The organism is Allobosea sp. WAO, from assembly GCF_001509835.1.
Taxonomy (GTDB): domain Bacteria; phylum Pseudomonadota; class Alphaproteobacteria; order Rhizobiales; family Beijerinckiaceae; genus Allobosea.
On record NZ_JXTJ01000006.1, the window covers coordinates 148,387 to 167,311 of the forward strand.

18 protein-coding genes are annotated in these 18,925 nt (G+C 67.5%); 8 read left to right on the plus strand and 10 right to left on the minus strand.

The features are described from left to right. Positions 1 to 9 precede the first annotated feature (9 nt). From rlmJ to DK26_RS09760, 5 genes are all read right to left on the minus strand, one after another. Entirely contained in the window at positions 10 to 861 is an 852-nt protein-coding gene (gene rlmJ / locus DK26_RS09740; protein ID WP_066471166.1) for a 23S rRNA (adenine(2030)-N(6))-methyltransferase RlmJ, read from the minus strand. A 56-nt stretch (positions 862 to 917) separates the two neighbouring features. Then, positions 918 to 1,592, minus strand: coding sequence for a ribonuclease T2 (locus DK26_RS09745; protein WP_066471168.1), 675 nt, complete (start codon positions 1,590 to 1,592; stop codon positions 918 to 920). Between the two features lie 9 nt (positions 1,593 to 1,601). Continuing rightward, positions 1,602 to 2,105: a hypothetical protein gene (locus DK26_RS09750; protein ID WP_083533118.1), complete on the minus strand. Its 504-nt coding sequence runs from the start codon at positions 2,103 to 2,105 to the stop codon at positions 1,602 to 1,604. 130 nt (positions 2,106 to 2,235) lie between these two features. Further along, the gene (locus DK26_RS09755) at positions 2,236 to 3,369 is read right to left on the minus strand and encodes an iron-containing alcohol dehydrogenase (RefSeq protein WP_066471170.1); all 1,134 of its coding nucleotides are present in this window, start codon (positions 3,367 to 3,369) and stop codon (positions 2,236 to 2,238) included. Between the two features lie 180 nt (positions 3,370 to 3,549). After that, the gene (locus DK26_RS09760; protein ID WP_066471172.1) at positions 3,550 to 4,461 is read right to left on the minus strand and encodes a DMT family transporter; all 912 of its coding nucleotides are present in this window, start codon (positions 4,459 to 4,461) and stop codon (positions 3,550 to 3,552) included. 169 nt (positions 4,462 to 4,630) lie between these two features. Between DK26_RS09760 and DK26_RS09765 the strand changes: the two genes are divergently transcribed. Both DK26_RS09765 and DK26_RS09770 read left to right on the plus strand, forming a co-directional pair. Next, complete coding sequence (locus DK26_RS09765) at positions 4,631 to 4,939, plus strand: metalloregulator ArsR/SmtB family transcription factor (protein ID WP_248309922.1); 309 nt, start codon at positions 4,631 to 4,633, stop codon at positions 4,937 to 4,939. Then, the gene (locus DK26_RS09770; RefSeq protein ID WP_066471176.1) at positions 4,939 to 5,481 is read left to right on the plus strand and encodes an SRPBCC family protein; all 543 of its coding nucleotides are present in this window, start codon (positions 4,939 to 4,941) and stop codon (positions 5,479 to 5,481) included. The genes DK26_RS09765 and DK26_RS09770 overlap by 1 nt, the downstream gene beginning before the upstream one ends. Before the next feature lie 18 nt (positions 5,482 to 5,499). Here the strand turns inward: DK26_RS09770 and DK26_RS09775 are convergent, their stop codons facing one another. The 4 genes from DK26_RS09775 to DK26_RS09790 form a co-directional block, all read right to left on the minus strand. Continuing rightward, complete coding sequence (locus DK26_RS09775) at positions 5,500 to 6,051, minus strand: winged helix DNA-binding protein (RefSeq protein ID WP_066471179.1); 552 nt, start codon at positions 6,049 to 6,051, stop codon at positions 5,500 to 5,502. A gap of 105 nt (positions 6,052 to 6,156) precedes the next feature. Continuing rightward, positions 6,157 to 7,152, minus strand: coding sequence for a TRAP transporter substrate-binding protein (locus DK26_RS09780; protein ID WP_083533172.1), 996 nt, complete (start codon positions 7,150 to 7,152; stop codon positions 6,157 to 6,159). A 41-nt stretch (positions 7,153 to 7,193) separates the two neighbouring features. Beyond that, complete coding sequence (locus DK26_RS09785; protein WP_066471182.1) at positions 7,194 to 8,501, minus strand: TRAP transporter large permease subunit; 1,308 nt, start codon at positions 8,499 to 8,501, stop codon at positions 7,194 to 7,196. A gap of 3 nt (positions 8,502 to 8,504) precedes the next feature. Further along, positions 8,505 to 9,053 carry a TRAP transporter small permease gene (locus DK26_RS09790; protein ID WP_066471185.1) on the minus strand — a complete coding sequence of 183 codons (549 nt, stop codon included), beginning with the start codon at positions 9,051 to 9,053 and terminating at the stop codon, positions 8,505 to 8,507. Positions 9,054 to 9,299: 246 nt separating this feature from the next. Between DK26_RS09790 and DK26_RS09795 the strand changes: the two genes are divergently transcribed. Together DK26_RS09795 and DK26_RS09800 are read left to right on the plus strand one after the other, a co-directional pair. Further along, positions 9,300 to 12,899: a hydantoinase B/oxoprolinase family protein gene (locus DK26_RS09795; protein ID WP_066471187.1), complete on the plus strand. Its 3,600-nt coding sequence runs from the start codon at positions 9,300 to 9,302 to the stop codon at positions 12,897 to 12,899. A gap of 126 nt (positions 12,900 to 13,025) precedes the next feature. Beyond that, a complete protein-coding gene (locus DK26_RS09800) occupies positions 13,026 to 13,721 on the plus strand; it encodes an SDR family oxidoreductase (protein WP_066471190.1) in 696 nt (231 codons plus the stop codon). Positions 13,722 to 13,737: 16 nt separating this feature from the next. Here DK26_RS09800 and DK26_RS09805 read toward each other — a convergent pair whose 3' ends face one another. Next, positions 13,738 to 14,355, minus strand: a complete 618-nt coding sequence (locus tag DK26_RS09805; RefSeq protein WP_066471193.1) for a LysE family translocator — start codon at positions 14,353 to 14,355, stop codon at positions 13,738 to 13,740. A 94-nt stretch (positions 14,356 to 14,449) separates the two neighbouring features. On the opposite strand from DK26_RS09805, the gene DK26_RS09810 reads away from it, so the two are divergent. The 4 genes from DK26_RS09810 (at position 14,450) to DK26_RS09825 (ending at position 18,885) form a co-directional block, all read left to right on the plus strand. Beyond that, positions 14,450 to 15,034: a GNAT family N-acetyltransferase gene (locus DK26_RS09810; protein WP_066471195.1), complete on the plus strand. Its 585-nt coding sequence runs from the start codon at positions 14,450 to 14,452 to the stop codon at positions 15,032 to 15,034. Between the two features lie 87 nt (positions 15,035 to 15,121). Then, entirely contained in the window at positions 15,122 to 15,925 is an 804-nt protein-coding gene (gene dapB, locus DK26_RS09815; RefSeq protein WP_066471197.1) for a 4-hydroxy-tetrahydrodipicolinate reductase, read from the plus strand. Positions 15,926 to 16,047: 122 nt separating this feature from the next. Next, the gene (locus DK26_RS09820) at positions 16,048 to 17,724 is read left to right on the plus strand and encodes a HAMP domain-containing methyl-accepting chemotaxis protein (protein ID WP_066471204.1); all 1,677 of its coding nucleotides are present in this window, start codon (positions 16,048 to 16,050) and stop codon (positions 17,722 to 17,724) included. Between the two features lie 69 nt (positions 17,725 to 17,793). Further along, positions 17,794 to 18,885: an ATP-dependent RecD-like DNA helicase gene (locus DK26_RS09825; RefSeq protein WP_066471207.1), complete on the plus strand. Its 1,092-nt coding sequence runs from the start codon at positions 17,794 to 17,796 to the stop codon at positions 18,883 to 18,885. Positions 18,886 to 18,925 lie beyond the last annotated feature (40 nt).

An 18,925-nucleotide genomic window follows, 5' to 3' on the forward strand; every position in this document is an offset into this window, starting at 1 on the left:
TCGGAGCGGTCAGCCGTCGGGGCGGATCGCCTCGCATCGATAGCGCGGGCGCGGGCCTTGCGCGAGGCGCTCGCACAGGGCCGGCAGCAGGATTTCGGCTTCCTGCGCCAGCAGCCAGGGCGGGTTGACGACCAGCAACCCGGTCGCGCCGAGGCCACCGGCGGCCTCCGGCCTGTCGACATCGATCTCGAGCCTGAGCAGGCGGCCGATGCCGGCCTCCGATATCGCGGTAACGAGACCGTCCACGGCGCGCTTATCCTTGATCGGATACCAGAGTGCGTAGGTGCCGGTCGGCCATTTGTGCCAAGCGGCGATGAAGGCGTCGGCAAGCGTCGCGAACTCGTCCTTTTCCTCGAAGGGAGGGTCGATCAGGACAAGACCCCGCCGCTCCCTGGGCGGGACATTCGCGCCGAGCGCCACCCAGCCATCGATGGCGAGCGCCTTGCAACGTGAGTCGCGACCGATCGTCTGAACGAGCTTGCGATAGGTGTTCTCGTGCAGCTCGGCGGCGATCAGCCGGTCGTCGGCGCGCATCGCCTGGCGGCAGAGCCAGGGGGAGCCGGGATAGGCGTCGGCTCCGTAGAGTGCGCGCGCGGCCGCCACGGCCTTGCGCCAGGGGCTTAGCAACTCCTCGACCGCCGGAGCGAGGGGGGATTGGTCGAGCCGCGCCACGCCGTCGCGCCATTCATGCGTGCGCAACGCCTCATCCGAGCCGAGATCGTAGCGTCCGGCGCCGGCATGGCTGTCGATGATACGATAGGGCTTATCCTTGGCATTGAGATGCGTGAGGATACGCATCAGCATGACGTGCTTCAGGATGTCGGCGAAGTTGCCGGCGTGAAAGCCGTGACGGTAGTTCATGTTGCGGTCTTAGCCTGCTTTCACTCCGGCCGATATCGGCCGCGGAGGCGGAGCGGTCAGGGGCTGGCGTTGACCCTGAAGTCGGCTGCGCGGCAGCCGGAGCGGTCAACTTCCTGGCAGGTGCGGAAGCCGCGCAGATCGCGGGTGAAGCAGATCCGGACCTCCTGGAGTACGCCGCGACGGCAGGCGACCGACATCATGTCGGTGCGCAGGCCGGGGTTGGCGGCGACGAAGGCGCGTTCGAGATCGATCGGCGTCCAGGTCTGGTCGCGATCGCTGCCGCGCAGTGCCGGCGGAATCACGATCTTCTCGCGGGCGCGGCGGGTATCGGCGAAATAATCGCTTGGACTGGAGCCGGCGCAGGTGCCGTGCTTGCGCCATTGATGGCGGGCAAGGCCTTCGGACGGAAACAGGCCCTCGGCTTCCGACATCGCCATGCGCGACGGGCTGCGTCCGGCAGGGCCGCAATCGGTGGGATAACCGCGTTCGTTCTGTGGCCAGAGCCCGTGCACAACGAAGCCGGGGTTTGCGCCGGGCGCGCATTGCTCGCGCGAGCGCCCGCGGCCGCCATCCTCGAGCTCGCAGAATCCCGGCGACCAAGAGAGCGCGAGTACGTAGAAATCGAAATCACCGGGCGCGCCGCCACGGCTATGCTGCGCCTGCGCCGGAGCGCCGAAGGCAGCAAGACCGAGCAGCGCCAGCGATGACAGCCAGCCGCGCGACAGCTTCATGCTTTGATGTTACCGCTCGGGGCCGGGGCGCGCCATCTGGCAGCCGGGAGCGTAGGAGCGATGGCGGTCGAGCCCGTCGACGCACCAGTTGACGTTCCAGGTCCAGCCGAACAGGCCGAGATTCTCGCGTACCGAATAATCGACCCGGCGCAGGACGCCATCATTGGTCATGACGCGCGCGGTGCAGAAGCGACGCGGAATGAAGTCCGCTCCCCAGGGACGCCAGGCGATCGGCCTGACCCGGTCGAAGCTGACGATCTGGAGCGGTCCCCAGAACTTGGCCTCGCGCGAGTTGAACCAGCTGGTGATCTCGCCGAGCACCGCCGGGTCCTCACAGGCTGGCAAATTGCCATACATCGGGATGATGCGCGCTTCGGCCCGGTCGGCCGGGTCGACATAACGGCCGCCCGAGCGATAGGCCGGGTCGCCATAAACGTCGCCGCCCGCCTGTGCCGGCAGGGCTGCGAGGCAGAGCGTGGCGGCAAGGGCCGAGAAAAGGGAAACGCGGCGCATGGGCGGCCTTCGGAAAATGGGACTGAATCCGTCGCGCTACGATGGAGGCGAGGCCCGTCCCGGTCAAGGCGACGGTTGCGTTTCGGCCGCAAACCGTCGCGGGTTGTGACTTTCCTATCGCGCTTTCCGGTCAGCCGAAGGACGCGACCAGCATGGCCTCGTAGTCGGCGGCGGTGGCGGCGCGCGGGTTGGTGGCGCTGGAATGGTCCTTCACGGCGGCCTCGGCGATGGCGGGCAGCACCTCGCGCGGAACGCCCATGGCCGAAAGGCTCGCCGGCATGCCGAGGCGCGCGGTGAGGCCGGCGATCCATGCTGCGAGATCAGCACCGGCGGGGAGGCCGAGCGTGCGGCGGATTTCGGCGTACTTCTCCTTTGCCGAGGGCTCGTTGAAGCGAAGCACGGCCGGAAGCAGCACGGCGTTAAGCGTGCCGTGATGCAGCGAGACCTGCTTCAAGCCGCCGAGCGGGTGGGAGAGGGCGTGCACGGCGCCGAGTCCCTTCTGAAAGGTGAGGCCGCCCTGCAGGGCCGCCATCAGCATCTCCTTGCGCGCCTCGCGGTCGGAGCCGTCGGCGACGGCGCGTTCGATATGGCCGACCGCGCGCTTCAGCCCGTCCAGCGCGATCGCCTCGGCGACCGGATTGTCGCGCGGACTGAGATAGGTCTCGATGCAATGGGTGATCGCATCCATGCCGGTCGCAGCGGTAAGCCAGGAAGGCAGGCCGAGGGTCAACTCGGGATCGCAGACGGCAAGCTTCGGAATCAGGTGCGGCGAGATGAAGCCGAGCTTGCGGCCATCGTTCAGCGTGATCAGCGCGGCCCGCCCGACCTCGCTGCCGGTGCCGGCCGTGGTCGGAATCGCGATGACCGGCGCGACCTTGGCGCTGATCTTCGGGATGCCGCCGAGGATCGCGGCATAGGTTTCGAGCGGGCCGTCATGGCCGGCGAGCAGGGCGACGCCCTTGGCGAGATCGATCGGCGAGCCGCCGCCAATGGCGATCAGCCCGTCGCAATCATGCTCGCGATAGACGGCGAGCGCGGCGAGGACGGCTTCCTCCGTCGGGTTTGTCGGGGTTTCCGAAAAGAGCGCGGCATTGCCGAGGACAGGCGAGACGGCACGCAGGCGCCCGATCAGATCGGTGGCGGCGAGGCCGCGATCGGTGACGATCAGCGGACGGGAGATGCCGAGCTGGGCGAGGCCGTCGGCAACCGTCTTGAGCTCGCCAAAGCCGAACTGGACCGTTGTCAGATAGGAGATCGTCGCCATCGTTGTTCCTCGCCTGCGCCCGGCTCTGCGGCCGGGCCGGAGACTTGTCGCGCGTTCGCGCGGACGATGCCAGCCCCGCAGCCCCGACCTCGACGCAGGACAGCCCGGCAGGGAGCGGGACGATCGCCGGACGGTCGAGCCGGGCATTGGCCACAGCCGTCGCCGATGGGCGGCGCGCGTTCAGTTCTGCTCGATCGTGACGCGGTCCTTGGCGGCGGCTTCGGAGATCGCGTTGCCTGCTCGCCTTTCGAGCACGAGCAAGGCGAGGCCGGCGGCGATGATCAGGGCGGCGCCGAACAGCATGGTCGGCGTCGGCCAATCGCCGAAGACGAACCAGCCGAACACGAGCGCCCAGACGATCAGCGTGTACTGATAGGGCACGACGACGGACGCCTCTGCGAGCTTGAGCGAGCGTGTCACGCACAGATGCGCGACCATCGCGATGATGCCGAGCAGGCCGAGCAGGCCGAGATCGGCGAGGGTCGGCGTCACCCAGCCGGTGGGCAGCAGCACGAGGCCCATCACCAGCGCGCCGAGCGTCTGCCAGAAGACCAGAGTGACGTCGGGCGTGCCGCGCAATTGCCGGCCGGTGATCATCATCGCGGCAAAGGAGAAGCTGCCGACCAGCGCGATGATCGCCGGCAGGGACAGGCTCTGCCCGGAGGGGTTGAGCGCGATCGCGACGCCGACGAAGCCAGCAGCCACCGCGAGCCAGCGGCCGGCATCGACGCGCTCGCCGAGCAGCAGCGCCGCCAGCACCACCGCCCAGACCGGCGCGGCCAGCCAGAGCGTCATCGTGTCTGCAAGCGGCAGATAGGAGACCGCCCAATAGAACAGCGCGACCTCGCAGGAGCCGAGCGTGACGCGCAGCAGCTGCAGGCCGGGCCGCTCGGGGCGCAGCGTGCGGCCGACGCCCTGCTTCACCACGAAGGGGATGATCACCAGGAGCGCCGCGGCGGAACGCAGCAAGAGGACCTGGCCGACCGTGTAGGTTGCGACCAGCCATTTCCCCATCACGTCGTTGACCGAGAACAGCAGGATGCCCAGCAGCATCATGGCGATACCGGCGAGCGTGGTGTTGCGGCTGGGCATGGCGATCTTTTGGGCAGGGCGGGAACCGGTTCCATCGCCCGTCGCAGGCGCCGAGGCAAGTCGCCCGACGCAAGGGCAGGCCGCGTCCCGCACAAGGCCGCCGGTGTAATTTATTTTTGCATTGACTTAATTAAGTGGATAAAGAAATATACGAAGCATGGATCGCTTCATGGCCCTTGCTGACCCTACCCGCCGGCGCATCGTCGAGATGCTCGGCGAAGGCGCCCTGGCGGCGGGCGAGATCACGGCGCGCTTCGAAGTCAGCGCGCCCGCGATCTCGCAGCATCTCAAGGTGCTGAAGGCAGCGGGGCTGGTGACGGTCGAGGTCAGCGGCCAGCGCCGGATCTACCGGCTCGATCCGGCAGGGCTCGATGCATTCGAGGCCTGGGTCCGGCAGGTGCGCGGCTTCTGGCACGCTTCGCTCGGCCGGCTTGAGCAAGAACTGGCAAACCCTGAGAAGGACGAGGGAGTCGTGTGATGAACGAGTACAGCGTTGTCCTGGAAAGCGGTGCAGTGCGTTTCGAGCGCGTCCTGCCGGGGCCTCTGGAGCGGGTCTGGGCCTACATCACAGAGTCCGGCAAGCGCGGGACCTGGCTGGCCTCGGGCGAGATCGAGCCCCGGGTCGGCGGCAAGGCCGAACTGCTGTTCAAGCACTCCGAGATCACCGACGAGGCGCCGCCCGAGCGCTATCGCGAGGTACACGAGAAGGGCTGGCTCAGCCATGGCACGGTGACGCGCTACGAACCGCAGCGGGCGATCGCCTTCACCTGGCCCGGCGAGGCGCAGCCGGCATCGGAGGTTACGTTCGAGCTCACGCCGGAAGGCGAGCGGGTCCGGCTCGTCGTCACGCATCGCAAGCTCGCCGACAAGGCCGAGATGACGAATGTCTCCGGCGGCTGGCACATGCATCTCGGCATTCTCGAAGACCGGCTAACCGACGCGCCGCCGCGCGGCTTCTGGTCGAGGCTCGACGGGCTCGAGGCGGAGTATGCAGCGCGCTACGCCGAGCCGGCGAGGTGAGACGCTGTTGACGGAGGCCTAAAGGCTCGCCGCCGCGCGCGTCGCCTGGTCGTACTGGCCCGAGAGCGAGCGCATCACGGCGGCGATCTCGGACAGGCGCGCCGGGTCGATGCCCGTCGCCAGCACTGATTTCACCAGGAGTTGCTCGCGGACCTGGGCATAGCGCCGGCAGGCCTCCTCGCCGGCGGGTGTCACCGAGGCGGTCTTTTCCTTGCCCTTGCGGCCACCCTTGATCAGTCCGAGGCGCTCGAGCTTCTTCAGCGCATAGTTCACCACATGCGTGTCCTCGATGTTGAGGATCAGGCAGATGTCGGCGAGGCGCTTGGGCTTGCCCCGGTGATTGACGTTGTGCAGCACCAGCACGTCCATCGGCGTCAGATCGGGGATGCCGGCCGCCGTCATGCCGCGCAGCATCCAGCGATGGAAGGCGTGGACGGTCATGCTGAGCGCGAACTCGAACTCCGACAGGGCCGGCATCGCGCCGGAAGCCAGGTGGCCGGAGGAGACGATCGGGCCGAGCAGCGAGGCCGCGAGCTTCGCATCGGGCGTGGTGGCGTCGGGATCTTGCATCGCGCGGTTGTCCTCGGGGGCGGGGTCCCTTGCGAACGGGGCCTCGTCATGTCGCGGGCCGGAGTGCGCCGCCGCCCGCGCGCGAGCGGGCGGCGGCGCATGGCGTCACATCTTCTTGTAGGCGTCGATGATCGCCTGGCCGTCGGCGCCAGCCTTCTTCAGCCAGTCGGCGGTCAGCGTGTCGCCGGCCTTCTTGAAGCCGGAGGCGAGCGCCTCGCTCGGCTTCTGGACCTTCATGCCCTTCGACTTGAGCTGGTCGAGATACCAGTTGGTCTTCTCTTCCCAGAGCTTCCAGCCGCGCGCCTCGGCATCGGCCGAAGCCTTGAGGATCGCGTCCTGCGTCGCCTTGTCGAGGGCGGCGAAGGCGGCCTTGTTGACGAAGGTCGCGTTCTTCGGGATCCAGGCCTGGACGTCGTAGAAATGCGTCAGGGTCTCCCAGGCCTTGGAATCATAGCCGGTGCCGCCGGAGGACATGAAGGAGTTGACGACGCCGGTCGCCAGCGCCTGCGGCAGCTCGGCCGCCTGGATCGTCACCGACTGCATGCCGAGGATTTCGCCGAGGCGGGTGGTGCCGACATTGTAGGCCCGCCATTTCAGGCCCTTCATGTCGTCGGTCGAGTTCAAATCCTTCTTGGCGTAGACGCCCTGCGGCGCCCAGGGGACCATGAACAGGAGCTTGATGCCCTGGCTGTCGAGCTTCTTCTCCACGGCCCCCTTCGAGGCCGCGTAGAGCTTCTTCGAGTCCACGAAAGAGGTGGCGAGGAAGGGCACCACGTCGATGCCGAAGACCGGGTCCTCATTCTCGTGGATCGACATCAGCACTTCGCCCATCTGGGCCTGGCCGGTCTGCACGGCGCGCTTGATCTCGGGCGCCTTGAACAGGGCGGCGTTGGCATGGACGGTGACGGAGAGCTTGCCGCCGGTCGCCGCCTCGACATCCTTGGCGAAGGTGACGAGGTTCTCGGTGTGCGGGTTGTCGGACGGGTAGGCCGCCGGCAGGTTCCACTTGGTCTGCGCCAGGGCGGCCGGAGCGGCGAGCGTAAGGCTCGTGGCGGCGACGCCTGCGACCAGCAGGCACCTGATGAAATCGATACGCTTCATGCTGTTCTCCGTTCCCTCTTGGTGGTGATTGTCGTTGCGCATCATTTCGGAAAGGCGAGTTCGGGCAGATACATCACGATCTGGGGGAAGATCGTAATGATCGCGACGGCGGCGACCAGCAGAAAAAAGAAGGGCAGTGCGGCGAGCGCCACCGTGTTCGAATCCTTGCCCGACATGGTCTGGAGCACGAACAGGTTGAAGCCGACCGGCGGCGAGACCTCGGCCATTTCGACGATCAGCACCAGGAAGATGCCGAACCAGACGAGGTCGAAGCCGGCGGCCTTGATCATCGGGATCACGATCGCGGTGGTCAGCACGATCATCGAGATGCCGTCGAGGGCGGCGCCGAGCACGATGTACATCACCGTCAGCGCCGCGATCAGCGCGTAGGGCGATAGGTGCAGGCTGTCGACCCAGGCGGCCAGCGCCAGCGGGATGCCGGTATAGGCCATCGATGTCGACATGAACGAGGCGCCGGCGAGGATCAGCATGATCATGCAGGTGATCCGGGTCGTGCCCATCACGCTCGCCCAGAAGGCCTCCCGCGTCAGCGAACCCGACCACCAGGCGATCGCGAAGGAGCCGACCACGCCCCAGGCGGCGCATTCCGTCGCGGTCGCCCAGCCGAGCAGCAGCGACAGGAAGACCAGCGCGATCAGCAGCATGCAGGGGATGAGATTGGCCGATTCCCTGAGCTTCTCGCGCAGCGGCATCTTCGGCTCGGGCGGTGGCGCCTTGCCGGGGTTCAGCAGGTGCCAGACCGCGATGTAGCCGGAGTAGAGCGCCATCACGAGCAGGCCGGGCAGGAAGCCGGCGAGGAAGACCTGGATGATCGAGACGTTGGCGGCTACCGCATAGACCACCATGGTGATCGAGGGCGGGATCAGAATGCCGAGCGTGCCGGCACCGGCGAGCGAGCCGAGCGCCAGCTTCTCGTCATAGCCGCGCTTCTTGAGTTCCGGCAGGGCGATCTTGGCGACGGTGGCGCAGGTTGCTGCCGACGAGCCGGAGACCGAGCCGAAGATGCCGCAGGCCAGCACGTTGACGTGCATCAGCCGGCCCGGGAGCCAGTTCAGCCAGGGCGCGAGGCCACGGAACATCTCCTCGGAGAGCCTTGTGCGGTAAAGGATCTCGCCCATCCAGATGAAGAGCGGCAGCGCCGCGAGCGTCCAGGAAGCGCTGTTGCCCCAGATCGTGGTCGCCAGCACCGCGCCGGCCGGGATGCCACCGGCGACGAACTGCATCGCCACCCAGCCGCAGGCCATCAGCGAGATCGCGATCCAGACGCCGCCTGCCAGCAACACCGCCAGCAGGCCGAGCAGCAGCGCGGAAATTTCGATCATGGACATGGTTCAGACCCCGCTCTGCATGGCGCGCTCGACGACTTCCTCGTCGGATTGCGGGGGAGGCTTCTCATAGCGCGGCTCGTTGCCGCGCAGCACGACATGGATGAACTCGTCGAGCATGGCGATGAACAGGATGACGAGGCCGCCGGAAAAGCCGAGCTGCGGCACCCACATCGGCATGGCGACGACGCCGCCGGCGACGTCGTTGAAGGCATAGGACTGCCAGGTCATCACTGAGGCGTGCCAGGCGAAGAAGCCGGTGAAGCCGAGGCCGAGCACCAGCGAGAAGGTCTCGAACAACCAGCGCGTGCGGCCCTTGAAACGGTCGATCAACAGGCCGACCCGGATCATCTCGCCTGATTTGAAGGTGTGGGCGAGGCCGAGAAAGGCCATCGCGGCCATGCACCAGGAGGTGAAGTCGTCGCCGGCGGGAATGTTGAAGCCGACCTCGCGGCCGAGCGAGAGCCCCATCATCAGGACGAGAATGGCGATCAAGAAGCAGCCGGCCGCGTAGCCTGCGAAGAGGTAGAGCTTGTCGAGCGCAGTGCGGATCATCGGCCGCTCCGCAGCGCCGGGACAGGCTGAATCATACGGGCGACGCCAAGGCGCCGGCGCTCTCCGGGCCAGAAGGCCAGGGCCGATCCCGTCATTGCTCTCTCCCTTGTCCCGGCCGGCCTGGTCCCTCAGCCATGTTCCGGTCACAATTGCGATCGTAGCCGCCGAATTCGCCTTGTCAACTTTTCATCGACGATTTATCGATGAAAAGTCAGGTTTGACATTGTCGTCACTTGGGAGGGTGCCATGACTGCGAGCCGTTGGGATTTCTGGATCGACCGTGGTGGTACCTTCACCGACGTGATCGGCCGCGATCTTCATGGCAAGCTTCATGCCAGGAAGCTGCTCTCGGAGAATCCCGGCGCCTATCGCGACGCGGCAGTGCAGGGCATTCGCGACCATCTCGGACTGAAGGCCGGCGAGCCGATCCCGGAGGCGCTGGTCGGCGAGGTCAGGATGGGCACCACGGTCGCAACCAACGCGCTGCTCGAGCGCAAGGGCGACCGAACGCTTCTCGTCACCACCAAGGGTTTCCGCGATGCCTTGCGCATCGGCTACCAGGCGCGACCCGACATCTTCGCCAAGGAGATCATCAAGCCCGAGCAGCTCTACGAGGCGGTGGTCGAGGTCGACGAGCGCGTCCTGGCCGACGGCGCCGTCGAGCAGGCGCCCGACGAGGCGACGATCCGTACCGCCCTCCAGGCGCAATACGATGCCGGCTTCCGCGCCGTGGCGATCGTCTTCATGCACGCCTATCGCTATCCCGCCCATGAACAGGTCGCGGCGCGGATCGCCCGCGAGATCGGTTTTCCCCAGGTCTCGGTCAGCCACGAGGTCTCGCCGCTGATCAAGCTGGTCGGCCGTGGCGATACCGCCGTGGTCGACGCCTATCTCTCGCCGATCCTCGGCCGTTATGTCGCGCAGGTCTCCGAAGAGCTCGACATCGGCCGCACCGGTGCGCGGCTGATGTTCATGATGTCGTCGGGCGGGCTCACCGCCGCCGAGCTCTTCCAGGGCAAGGACGCGATCCTGTCGGGCCCGGCCGGCGGCGTCGTCGGCCTCGCCGAGACCGGCCGCTCGGCCGGCTTCGACAAGGTGATAGGCTTCGATATGGGCGGCACCTCGACCGACGTCGCCCATTTCGACGGCGAGTACGAGCGCGCCTTCGAGACCGAGGTCGCAGGGGTGCGCATGCGCGCGCCGATGATGCTGATCCATACGGTCGCCGCGGGTGGCGGCTCGATCCTGCATTTCGACGGGGCGCGATTCCGCGTCGGCCCGGATTCGGCCGGCGCCAATCCCGGTCCCGCCGCCTATCGCCGCGGCGGGCCGCTCGCGGTGACCGACGCGAACGTCATGGTCGGCAAGCTGATCCCGTCCTATTTCCCGGCGATCTTCGGCCCGACGCAGGATGCGCCGCTCGATGTCGAGACCGTGCGCGCCAAATTCGCGACGCTGGCGGCGCAGGTCGGCGACGGGCGCTCGCCCGAGGAGGTCGCCGACGGCTTCATCCAGATCGCCGTCGCCAATATGGCCGAGGCGATCAAGAAGATCTCGGTGCAGCGCGGCTACGACATCACCCGCTACGCGCTGAACTCCTTCGGCGGCGCGGGCGGCCAGCATGCCTGCCTCGTCGCCGATGCGCTCGGCATCAAGACCGTGCTGCTGCACCCGTTCTCCGGCCTGCTCTCGGCCTATGGCATGGGGCTCGCCGAGATTAGGGCGACGCGCACCGCGGCGCTCGACGTCCCGCTCGACGGCGAAGCCAAGGCGGCGATCGCGGCTGTCGCCGAACGGCTCGGTGCCGAGACGACGGCCGAGGTCGCCGGCCAGGGCGTGCCCGGCGACGACATCGCGATCCATGTCCGCGCGCATATCCGCTATGCCGGCACCGACACCGCGATCGCGACGCCGTTCGGCAGCCGCGTCGAGATGCAGGAGGCCTTCCAGAACGCTCATCGCGCACGCTTCGGCTTCATCGACGAGACCAAGGCGCTGGTTGTCGAGGCGGTCGAGGTCGAGGCGGTCGGCGGCGGCGCGAAGTTCGAGGAGCCGTCCGCCAGCGAGGCAGCCGGCGAGCCAGCCATCGCCGAGCGTACCCGCCTGTTCTCGAAGGGGCAGTGGCATGACGCGGCGATCGTGCGGCGCGAGGCGCTGGCGCCGGGACAATCGGTCGCCGGGCCGGCCATCATCATCGAGCCCAACCAGACCGTGGTGGTCGAGGAGGGCTGGAGCGCCAAGCTGACCGCCAAGGACCATCTCGTCCTCGTGCGCAGCAAGGCGCTGATCCAGCAGGCGGCGATCGGCACCAAGGCCGACCCGGTCATGCTCGAGATCTTCAACAACCTGTTCATGTCAATCGCCGAGCAGATGGGCGTGACGCTGCAGAACACCGCCTATTCCGTGAACATCAAGGAGCGGCTCGACTTCTCCTGTGCGGTCTTCGACCAGACCGGCGCGCTCGTCGCCAATGCGCCGCACATGCCCGTGCATCTCGGTTCGATGGACCGCTCCGTCGAGACGGTGATCTCGAACAATCCGGTGATCCGGCCGGGCGACGTCTACTGCCTGAACGCGCCCTATAATGGCGGTACGCACCTGCCGGACATCACGATCTGCACGCCGGTCTTCGACGCGCAGGACAAGGACATCCTGTTCTGGGTGGCGAGCCGCGGCCACCACGCCGATGTCGGCGGCACCGCGCCGGGCTCGATGTCGCCGCTGGCGACGAATATCGAGGAAGAAGGCGTCTATATCGACAACTTCAAGATCGTCGACCAGGGCCGCTTCTGCGAGGAGGAACTGGTCAAGCTCCTGACCGGGGCGCGCTATCCCGTGCGCAACGTCGTCCAGAACGTCAACGACCTGAAGGCGCAGATCGCCGCCAACGAAAAAGGCGTGGCGGAGCTGAAGAAGATGATCCGCTCCTTCGGCCTCGACGTGGTGCAGGCCTATATGGGCCATGTCCAGGACAATGCCGCCGAGAGCGTCGCGCGGCTGCTCGCCAAACTCCATGATTGCGAGTTCACCTATCCGATGGATCAGGGCTGCGCGATCAAGGTGAAGATCACCGTCGACCGCGAGAAGCGCGAGGCCACCGTCGACTTCACCGGCACCTCGCCGCAGCGTCCGGACAATTTCAACGCGCCGGCACCGGTAACCCGCGCCGCCGTGCTCTATGTGTTCCGCGTCATGGTCGACGATGCGATCCCGATGAACGCCGGGTGCCTGCGGCCGATTAAGGTGACCGTGCCGGAAGGTTCGATGCTGGCGCCGCGCTATCCGGCCGCCGTCGTTGCCGGCAATGTCGAGGTCAGCCAAGCGGTTACCAACACGCTGTTCGGTGCGCTGGAGGCAATGTCGTGCTCGCAGGGCACGATGAACAACCTGACCTTCGGCAACGACCAGTACCAGTACTACGAGACGATCTGCTCGGGATCGCCGGCCGGGCCGGGCTTCAACGGCACGTCGGGCGTCCATGTCCACATGACGAATTCGCGCCTGACCGATCCGGAGATCCTCGAGACGCGCTTCCCGGTCGTGCTCGAGGACTTCCACATCCGCGCCGGCTCGGGCGGCAAGGGCGAATGGAATGCCGGCGATGGCACCAGCCGCACCATCCGGTTCCGCAAGAGCATGGACTGCGCCATCCTCGCCTCGCATCGCAAAGTCAGGCCGTTCGGCATGAAGGGCGGCGAGCCCGGCGAACTCGGGCGGACGTTGGTGCGCCGGCTTTCGGGCGAGGTCGAGGAGCTGAGGCCTTCCGACCAGACCTTCCTGCAGGCCGGCGAGGCCGTGACGGTGTTGACGCCGACGGCCGGGGGGTATGGAAAGCGCAAGGACTGAGACATAGCTCTTCGCCTGTCGTCACTGCGAGTGCGGCGAAGCAATCCGGGATTGCGCCTTGTCCCCTTGGCTTGCCTCGCCGACTGAAGTCTCCTCGCAAGGACGCTGGCGCCAAGGAGACCGAGCATGTCGCAGACCTGGATGATAACCGGCGCCAATCGCGGCATCGGCCTCGCGCTGACGATGGAGTTGCTGCGGCGGGGCGATCATGTGATCGCCGCGGCGCGCGATCCCTGGGGCGGGGCGCTGGCCGAGCTCGCGGGCGTGCATGTCGGGGAATTGACGCCGCTCGAGCTCGACGTAACCTCCGACGAGAGCGTCGCCGCTGCCAAGCGGGCGCTGGCCGGGCGGCCGCTCGATGTCCTCGTCAACAATGCCGGGCTCTATGGCCCGCGCGACCGCCAGTCGGCCTTCGAAATGGATTTCGATGCCTGGCGCGAGGTCTTCGAGGTCAATGTCTACGCGCCCTTGCGGGTGGCGCAGGCCTTCCTGCCCAATATCGAGGCGGGTAGCGGACGGAAGATCGCGACGATCTCCAGCCGGATGGGCTCGCTCGGCGGCAACCCGTCCGGCGCAATCGCCTACCGATCCTCGAAGACCGCGGTGAACATGGTGATGGTCGCCTTCGGCAATGCGGTGCGTGCCAGCGAGATCGCCGTGCTGCTGTTCCATCCCGGCTGGGTGCAGACCGATATGGGCGGCGGCGGGGCCGATATCCCGGCGACTGAGAGCGCCGCCGGGCTGATCGAGACCATCGACGCCTCCGGCATGGCGGAAACCAACAGCTTCCGGACCTGGAAGGGCGAAACGATCCCTTGGTAGGCGGGGCCGCTGGATCTCAGTTGCTGCGGGCCGAGGCGAGCCAGAGCCCGCCGCCGATCAGGAAGCCGCCGCTGAACTTCGAGAGCAGGCGCACGCGCCGCTGCGACAGGAAGCGGCCGGCCCGGCCGGAGAGCACGGCATAGGCGCTGTCGCTGACCGCGGCGAACAGCATCGCAGTCGCGCCCATGATCGCGATCTGGGTCGCGTAGTCGCGGGTCGGGTCGAGGAACTGCGGAAAGAAGGCGCCGAAGAACAGCAGCGTCTTCGGGTTGCTGAGCGCGACCAGCACGCCCTGCAGGAAGAAGCCGCCGCGCGGCGGCAGTGCTGGCGTCGCGCCTTCGCTGCCGTTGCCGGCACTGCGGTACATCTTCCATCCCAGCCAGATCAGATAGGCCGCGCCTGCCAGCCGGACCCAGTCGAACCAGTGGCCCATGGCGGCGATGACCGAGCTGAGGCCGATGCCGACGATTGCGATCATGATCACGAGCCCGGCCTGCGTTCCTGCCATGTTCAGAAGCCCGGCGCGGCTACCATGCTTCAGACTGTTGGCGATGATCAGCGTCACGGTCGGTCCAGGCACGATGACGATGACGACGCAGGCGACGAGATAGGCGGCGAAGAGTTCGAGTGACATGGGTGAAGCCTCCCGAGGCTTGGCGGCCGCCTTGGAGGCGACGCTTCATTCCTCGCCTGTTTGCGGAAGCCTGTCGAGGGAGGGGAGAAGACGCGTGGCGAGCACCGGGTTTCACGTCGTCCCGCTCACGCCGGAGCACTGGCCGGCGCTGGAGGATCTCTTCGGCCCGCACGGGCCCTGCTATGGCTGCTGGTGCAACCATTTCCGCATGCCGCCCAAGCTTCGGAAGCCGCTTCTCGGCGAGGGCGCGCGGCGGCTGTTCGAGCAACGGGTGAAGCAGGGGCCGCCGCCGGGCGTGCTCGCCTTCGCCGGCGAGGTTGCGGTCGGCTGGCTGCAGATCGGCCCGCGCGCGCATGTGCCCGAATGGAACAATCCACGTCGCGCCTCGACGCCGCTGGCGGACGCGCCGGCGCAGGACGAGCGCAACTGGGCGGCATCCTGCTTCTTCGTGCGCAAGGGCTTTCGCGGCCGGGGCGTCACCGCCGCGCTGCTCGACGGCGGCGTCGACTTTGCGCGCCGCAGCGGCGCCCGGCTGGTCGAAGCCGCACCGATGGCGAACGATACGAAGCGCAGCGGCGAGGGGCTCTATGTCGGGCCGGAAAGCGTCTTTCGACGCGTCGGCTTCGTCGAGGTCGCACGCCACAAGGAAGGCCGGCCGCTGCTGCGGCTGGTGCTCTAGCTGCGCTGCCCGCGCGGCCGGCCCCGATGGACCTGGGCATAGCGCTCGCCTAATCCTTGCTTGTTCGAGATTTGCGAGGAAACGCTCATGATCCGCATCACGCTTGCCGGCTGCATCGGCTGGGTCGGCAAGGCGCTCGTCGCCGCGATCATGGCCGCACCCGATCTTGAACTGGTCGCCGGTGTTTCGCGGCAGGCGGCAGGGCGCGATCTCGGCGAGGCGGCCGATCTTCCCGCTAACGGGCTGCCGGTCTTCGCGACGGTCGCGGAGGCGCTGAGCGCGCCGAGCGATGTGCTGATCGATTACACCAAGCCGGGCAGTGTTAAGGGCAATGTGCTTGCAGCGATCGCCGCGGGGCGTCATGTCGTGGTCGGTACCTCCGGCATGTCCGGCGAGGACTATGCCGAGATCGAGCAAGCCGCGCGCGTTGCCGGGGTCGGGGTGCTCGCCGCCGGCAATTTCTCGATCACCGCGACACTGCTACGGCGCTTCGCCCGCGAGGCGGTGAAATACGTGCCGGATGTCGAGATCATCGACTATGCCTCGCCTTCCAAGCCCGACACACCCTCGGGCACGGGTTTCGAACTGGCAGAGACGCTCGCAGCCGAGCGCATGGCCGCGACCTCGCTGCCGGTCGCCGAACTCGGGGGCGTGCGCGAGACGCGCGGCGGCGCGATCGGCGCGCCGCATCCGGTGCAGGTGCATTCGCTGCGCATGCCCGGCTTCGTGCTCTCCTGCGAGGCGGTGTTCGGCCTCGCCGATGAGCGGCTGGTGATCCGGCATGATGCCGGTACTTCGGCGGCGCCCTATGTCGGCGGCACCTTGCTGGCGGCGCGTCGCGTCGGCGAGAAAATCGGCCTGCGCCGTGGGCTCGACAGCCTGATGGCATGAACTGCCGCGGATCACGCGATTTTTAGAAAAATATCGTTCTTTCAAATACTTAGTTGGCTTCATTAAGGATCTGTTCGTTCGCGGCTGCGAGAAGAGCCGCATCGGCGATGCGGTGAGGCGAGATGCGGCGGTTCGGTTTGACGGCGAAGATCACCTTGCTCTTCGCCCTGTTCGGAATCGCGGCGGCACTGGGACTGGCGAGCGCGCTGGGCGGCCTCGCCTCGGTGCATCAGATCGATCGCGAGGCCTTCAACGGCCTCCAGCTCGCCAATCGCGCCTCGCTGCTGTCGAGCCGGGTGGCGCAGGCCTCCCTGCTCAGCCGTTTCGACGAGGGGGCCGGTCCGAAACAGGTCGAGGAAGCCATCGATGCGCTCGACGCGGCCGTCGAGCTCGTCGATGCTGCCCGTGCCAGCCTGATCTCGGCCCTGCCGCCTGCGCTGCTGCAGGCCCATCCGACGCTCGATGCGCGCATCCGCACCTTCATCGACTTCCAGCGGGATATCGTCGACATCGGTCGGCGCGTCTCGGCCAAGGCTGCGCTGATCGAGGCCTCGGCGGAAGCGGCGAGAGAGAATGTCCGCGAGATCATCAGTGTCACCGCGACGATCCGCGATGATCTCGACCGGCAGGCTGGGCAGGCGGCCTCGCGCGCCGAGGCGCTGGCACAGCAGGTCAGGCAGCGGGTGATCCTGATCGCCGTCGGCCTGCTGCTCGGCGGCGGCGCGCTCGCCATCGCCCTGCTGCGCGCCCATCTGACCCGGCCGCTGCGCGAGCTGATGGCGGCGATCGACGCCACCATGGCCAGCGACCATGTCATCGAGGTGCCGCATCGGCGCCGGCGCGACGAGATCGGCGAGCTCGCCCGCACCGTGCGGACGCTGAGCGAGGCGCGCGCCACGCTGGTGACGCGCGATGCCGAGGCGGAGCAGGCGCAGGCGCATCAGGCGCGCCGCACAGACGAGCTGCACCGGATCGCCGAGGAGTTCGAGACACGGATTGGGCGTCTGCTCGCCGATATCGCCGGGTTGAGCGAAGGCCTGCGGGCGGCGCTCGGCGATTCCGCCGTCCAGGCCGAGCAGATCTCGCAGAGCGGCGGTGCCGCTGCCGGGGCAGTGATCGACGCGGCGGAGGAGGCGAACCGAATCTCCGATGCCGCCCTGCGCCTCGAGGATGTGGTCGAGCAGATCAACCACGAGGTCCGGCGCGTCTCGCAGACCGCGACCGAAGCGACGCGCGATGCTGCCGGCACGGCGAGCCTGGTCGGCCGGCTGACCGACAATGCCGGGCAGATCCGCGATGTCGTCGCCCTGATCGAGGCGATCGCGCGCCAGACCAACCTCCTGGCGCTGAACGCAACGATCGAGGCGGCGCGGGCCGGCGCGCATGGCCGCGGCTTCGCGGTGGTCGCGGGCGAGGTCAAGGCGCTGGCGGCGCAGACGGCGGACGCCACGGCGCAGGTCGCGGCGCGCATCGCGGCCGTCGACGAGGCCTTGTCGCAGGCGGCGACCGCGATCTCCGGCATCGTCACGCGCGTCGGCGCCGTCGAGCAGACCAGCACGGAGATTTCCAGCATGGTCGCCTCGCATAGCGGCCTGCTGCAGAATCTCGGCGAGACCATCGCCCGCATCTCGGAGGTGACGCGCGCCGGCGTCGAGGCGATGACGACGATCGTCGAAGCCAACTCGCTCAGTGTGAGCCGCGCCGAGCAGGGCGCGAGCGGCGCGAAGCTCTTGGACGAGCGCATCGGCTCGCTGCAGGTCGAGGCGAACCAGTTCGCACGGCGCCTGCGCTCTGCGTGATCGGCACTTGCCGGAAGCCTGCGACTCGCGGCCATTGGGCGCCATGTCCGCAATAGAACGCCCCTCATCATGAACTGGTCGCCGCAACAGGACGATGCGCTCCGTGCCGTCGCCGATTGGCTGAAGAGTGGCTCGCCGCAGCTCTTCCGCCTGTTCGGTTATGCCGGGACCGGCAAGACGACGCTCGCCCGGCACATCGCCGAGGATGTCGAGGGCACGGTCGTTTTCGCCGCCTTCACCGGCAAGGCGGCGCTCGTGCTGCGCAACAAGGGTTGCGAGGGCGCGCAGACGATCCACTCGCTGATCTACCGCTCGCGCGGCGTCGACGAGGAAAGCCCGACCTTCGTGCTCAACCGCGAAAGCGTTGCGGCCAAGGCCAAGCTGATCATCATCGACGAATGCTCGATGGTCGACGAGGAGCTCGGCCGCGACCTGCTCTCCTTCGGAACACCGGTGCTGGTGCTGGGCGATCCGGCGCAGCTGCCGCCGGTCAAGGGTGGAGGCTTCTTCACCGAGGCCGAGCCCGACATCATGCTGACCGAGGTGCATCGGCAGGCCGCCGACAATCCGATCGTGCGGATGTCGATGATCGTGCGCGAGGGCGGGCGGCTCGAGGTCGGCGAATACGGCGAAAGCCGCGTGATCAGGCGCGACGCGATCACGCCCGAGATCGTGCTCGCGGCCGGGCAGGTGCTCGTCGGCCTGAACAAGACCCGCCGGAACTACAATGCGCGGATGCGGCAATTGATGGGCCACAGCTCGAACGTGCCGGTCGTCGGCGAGAAGCTGGTCTGCCTGCGCAACGACAAGAGCAAGGGCCTGCTCAATGGCGGCGCCTGGATCGTGCAGGAGCTGAAGACCTCGAAGAAGGGGCTCGTCACCATGCGCGTGACGCCAGAGGACGACACCGGCGGCAAGCCGGTGAAGGTCTCGGTGCTGCCGAACTTCTTCGACGGTACCGAGGAAGAGGTGCCCTGGGAGCTGCGGCGCCACACCGACGAATTCACCTTCGGCTACGCGCTCACGGTCCACAAGGCGCAGGGCTCGCAATGGGACGACGTCGTGCTGTTCGACGAGGCCTTCGCCTTCCGCGAGCACCGGGCGCGCTGGCTCTATACCGGCCTGACGCGCGCCGCCGAGACGATCACCGTGGTTGTTTAGGCAATCCGCTTTGGTTACGGGAGGGCTGCAAGCGCAGCAG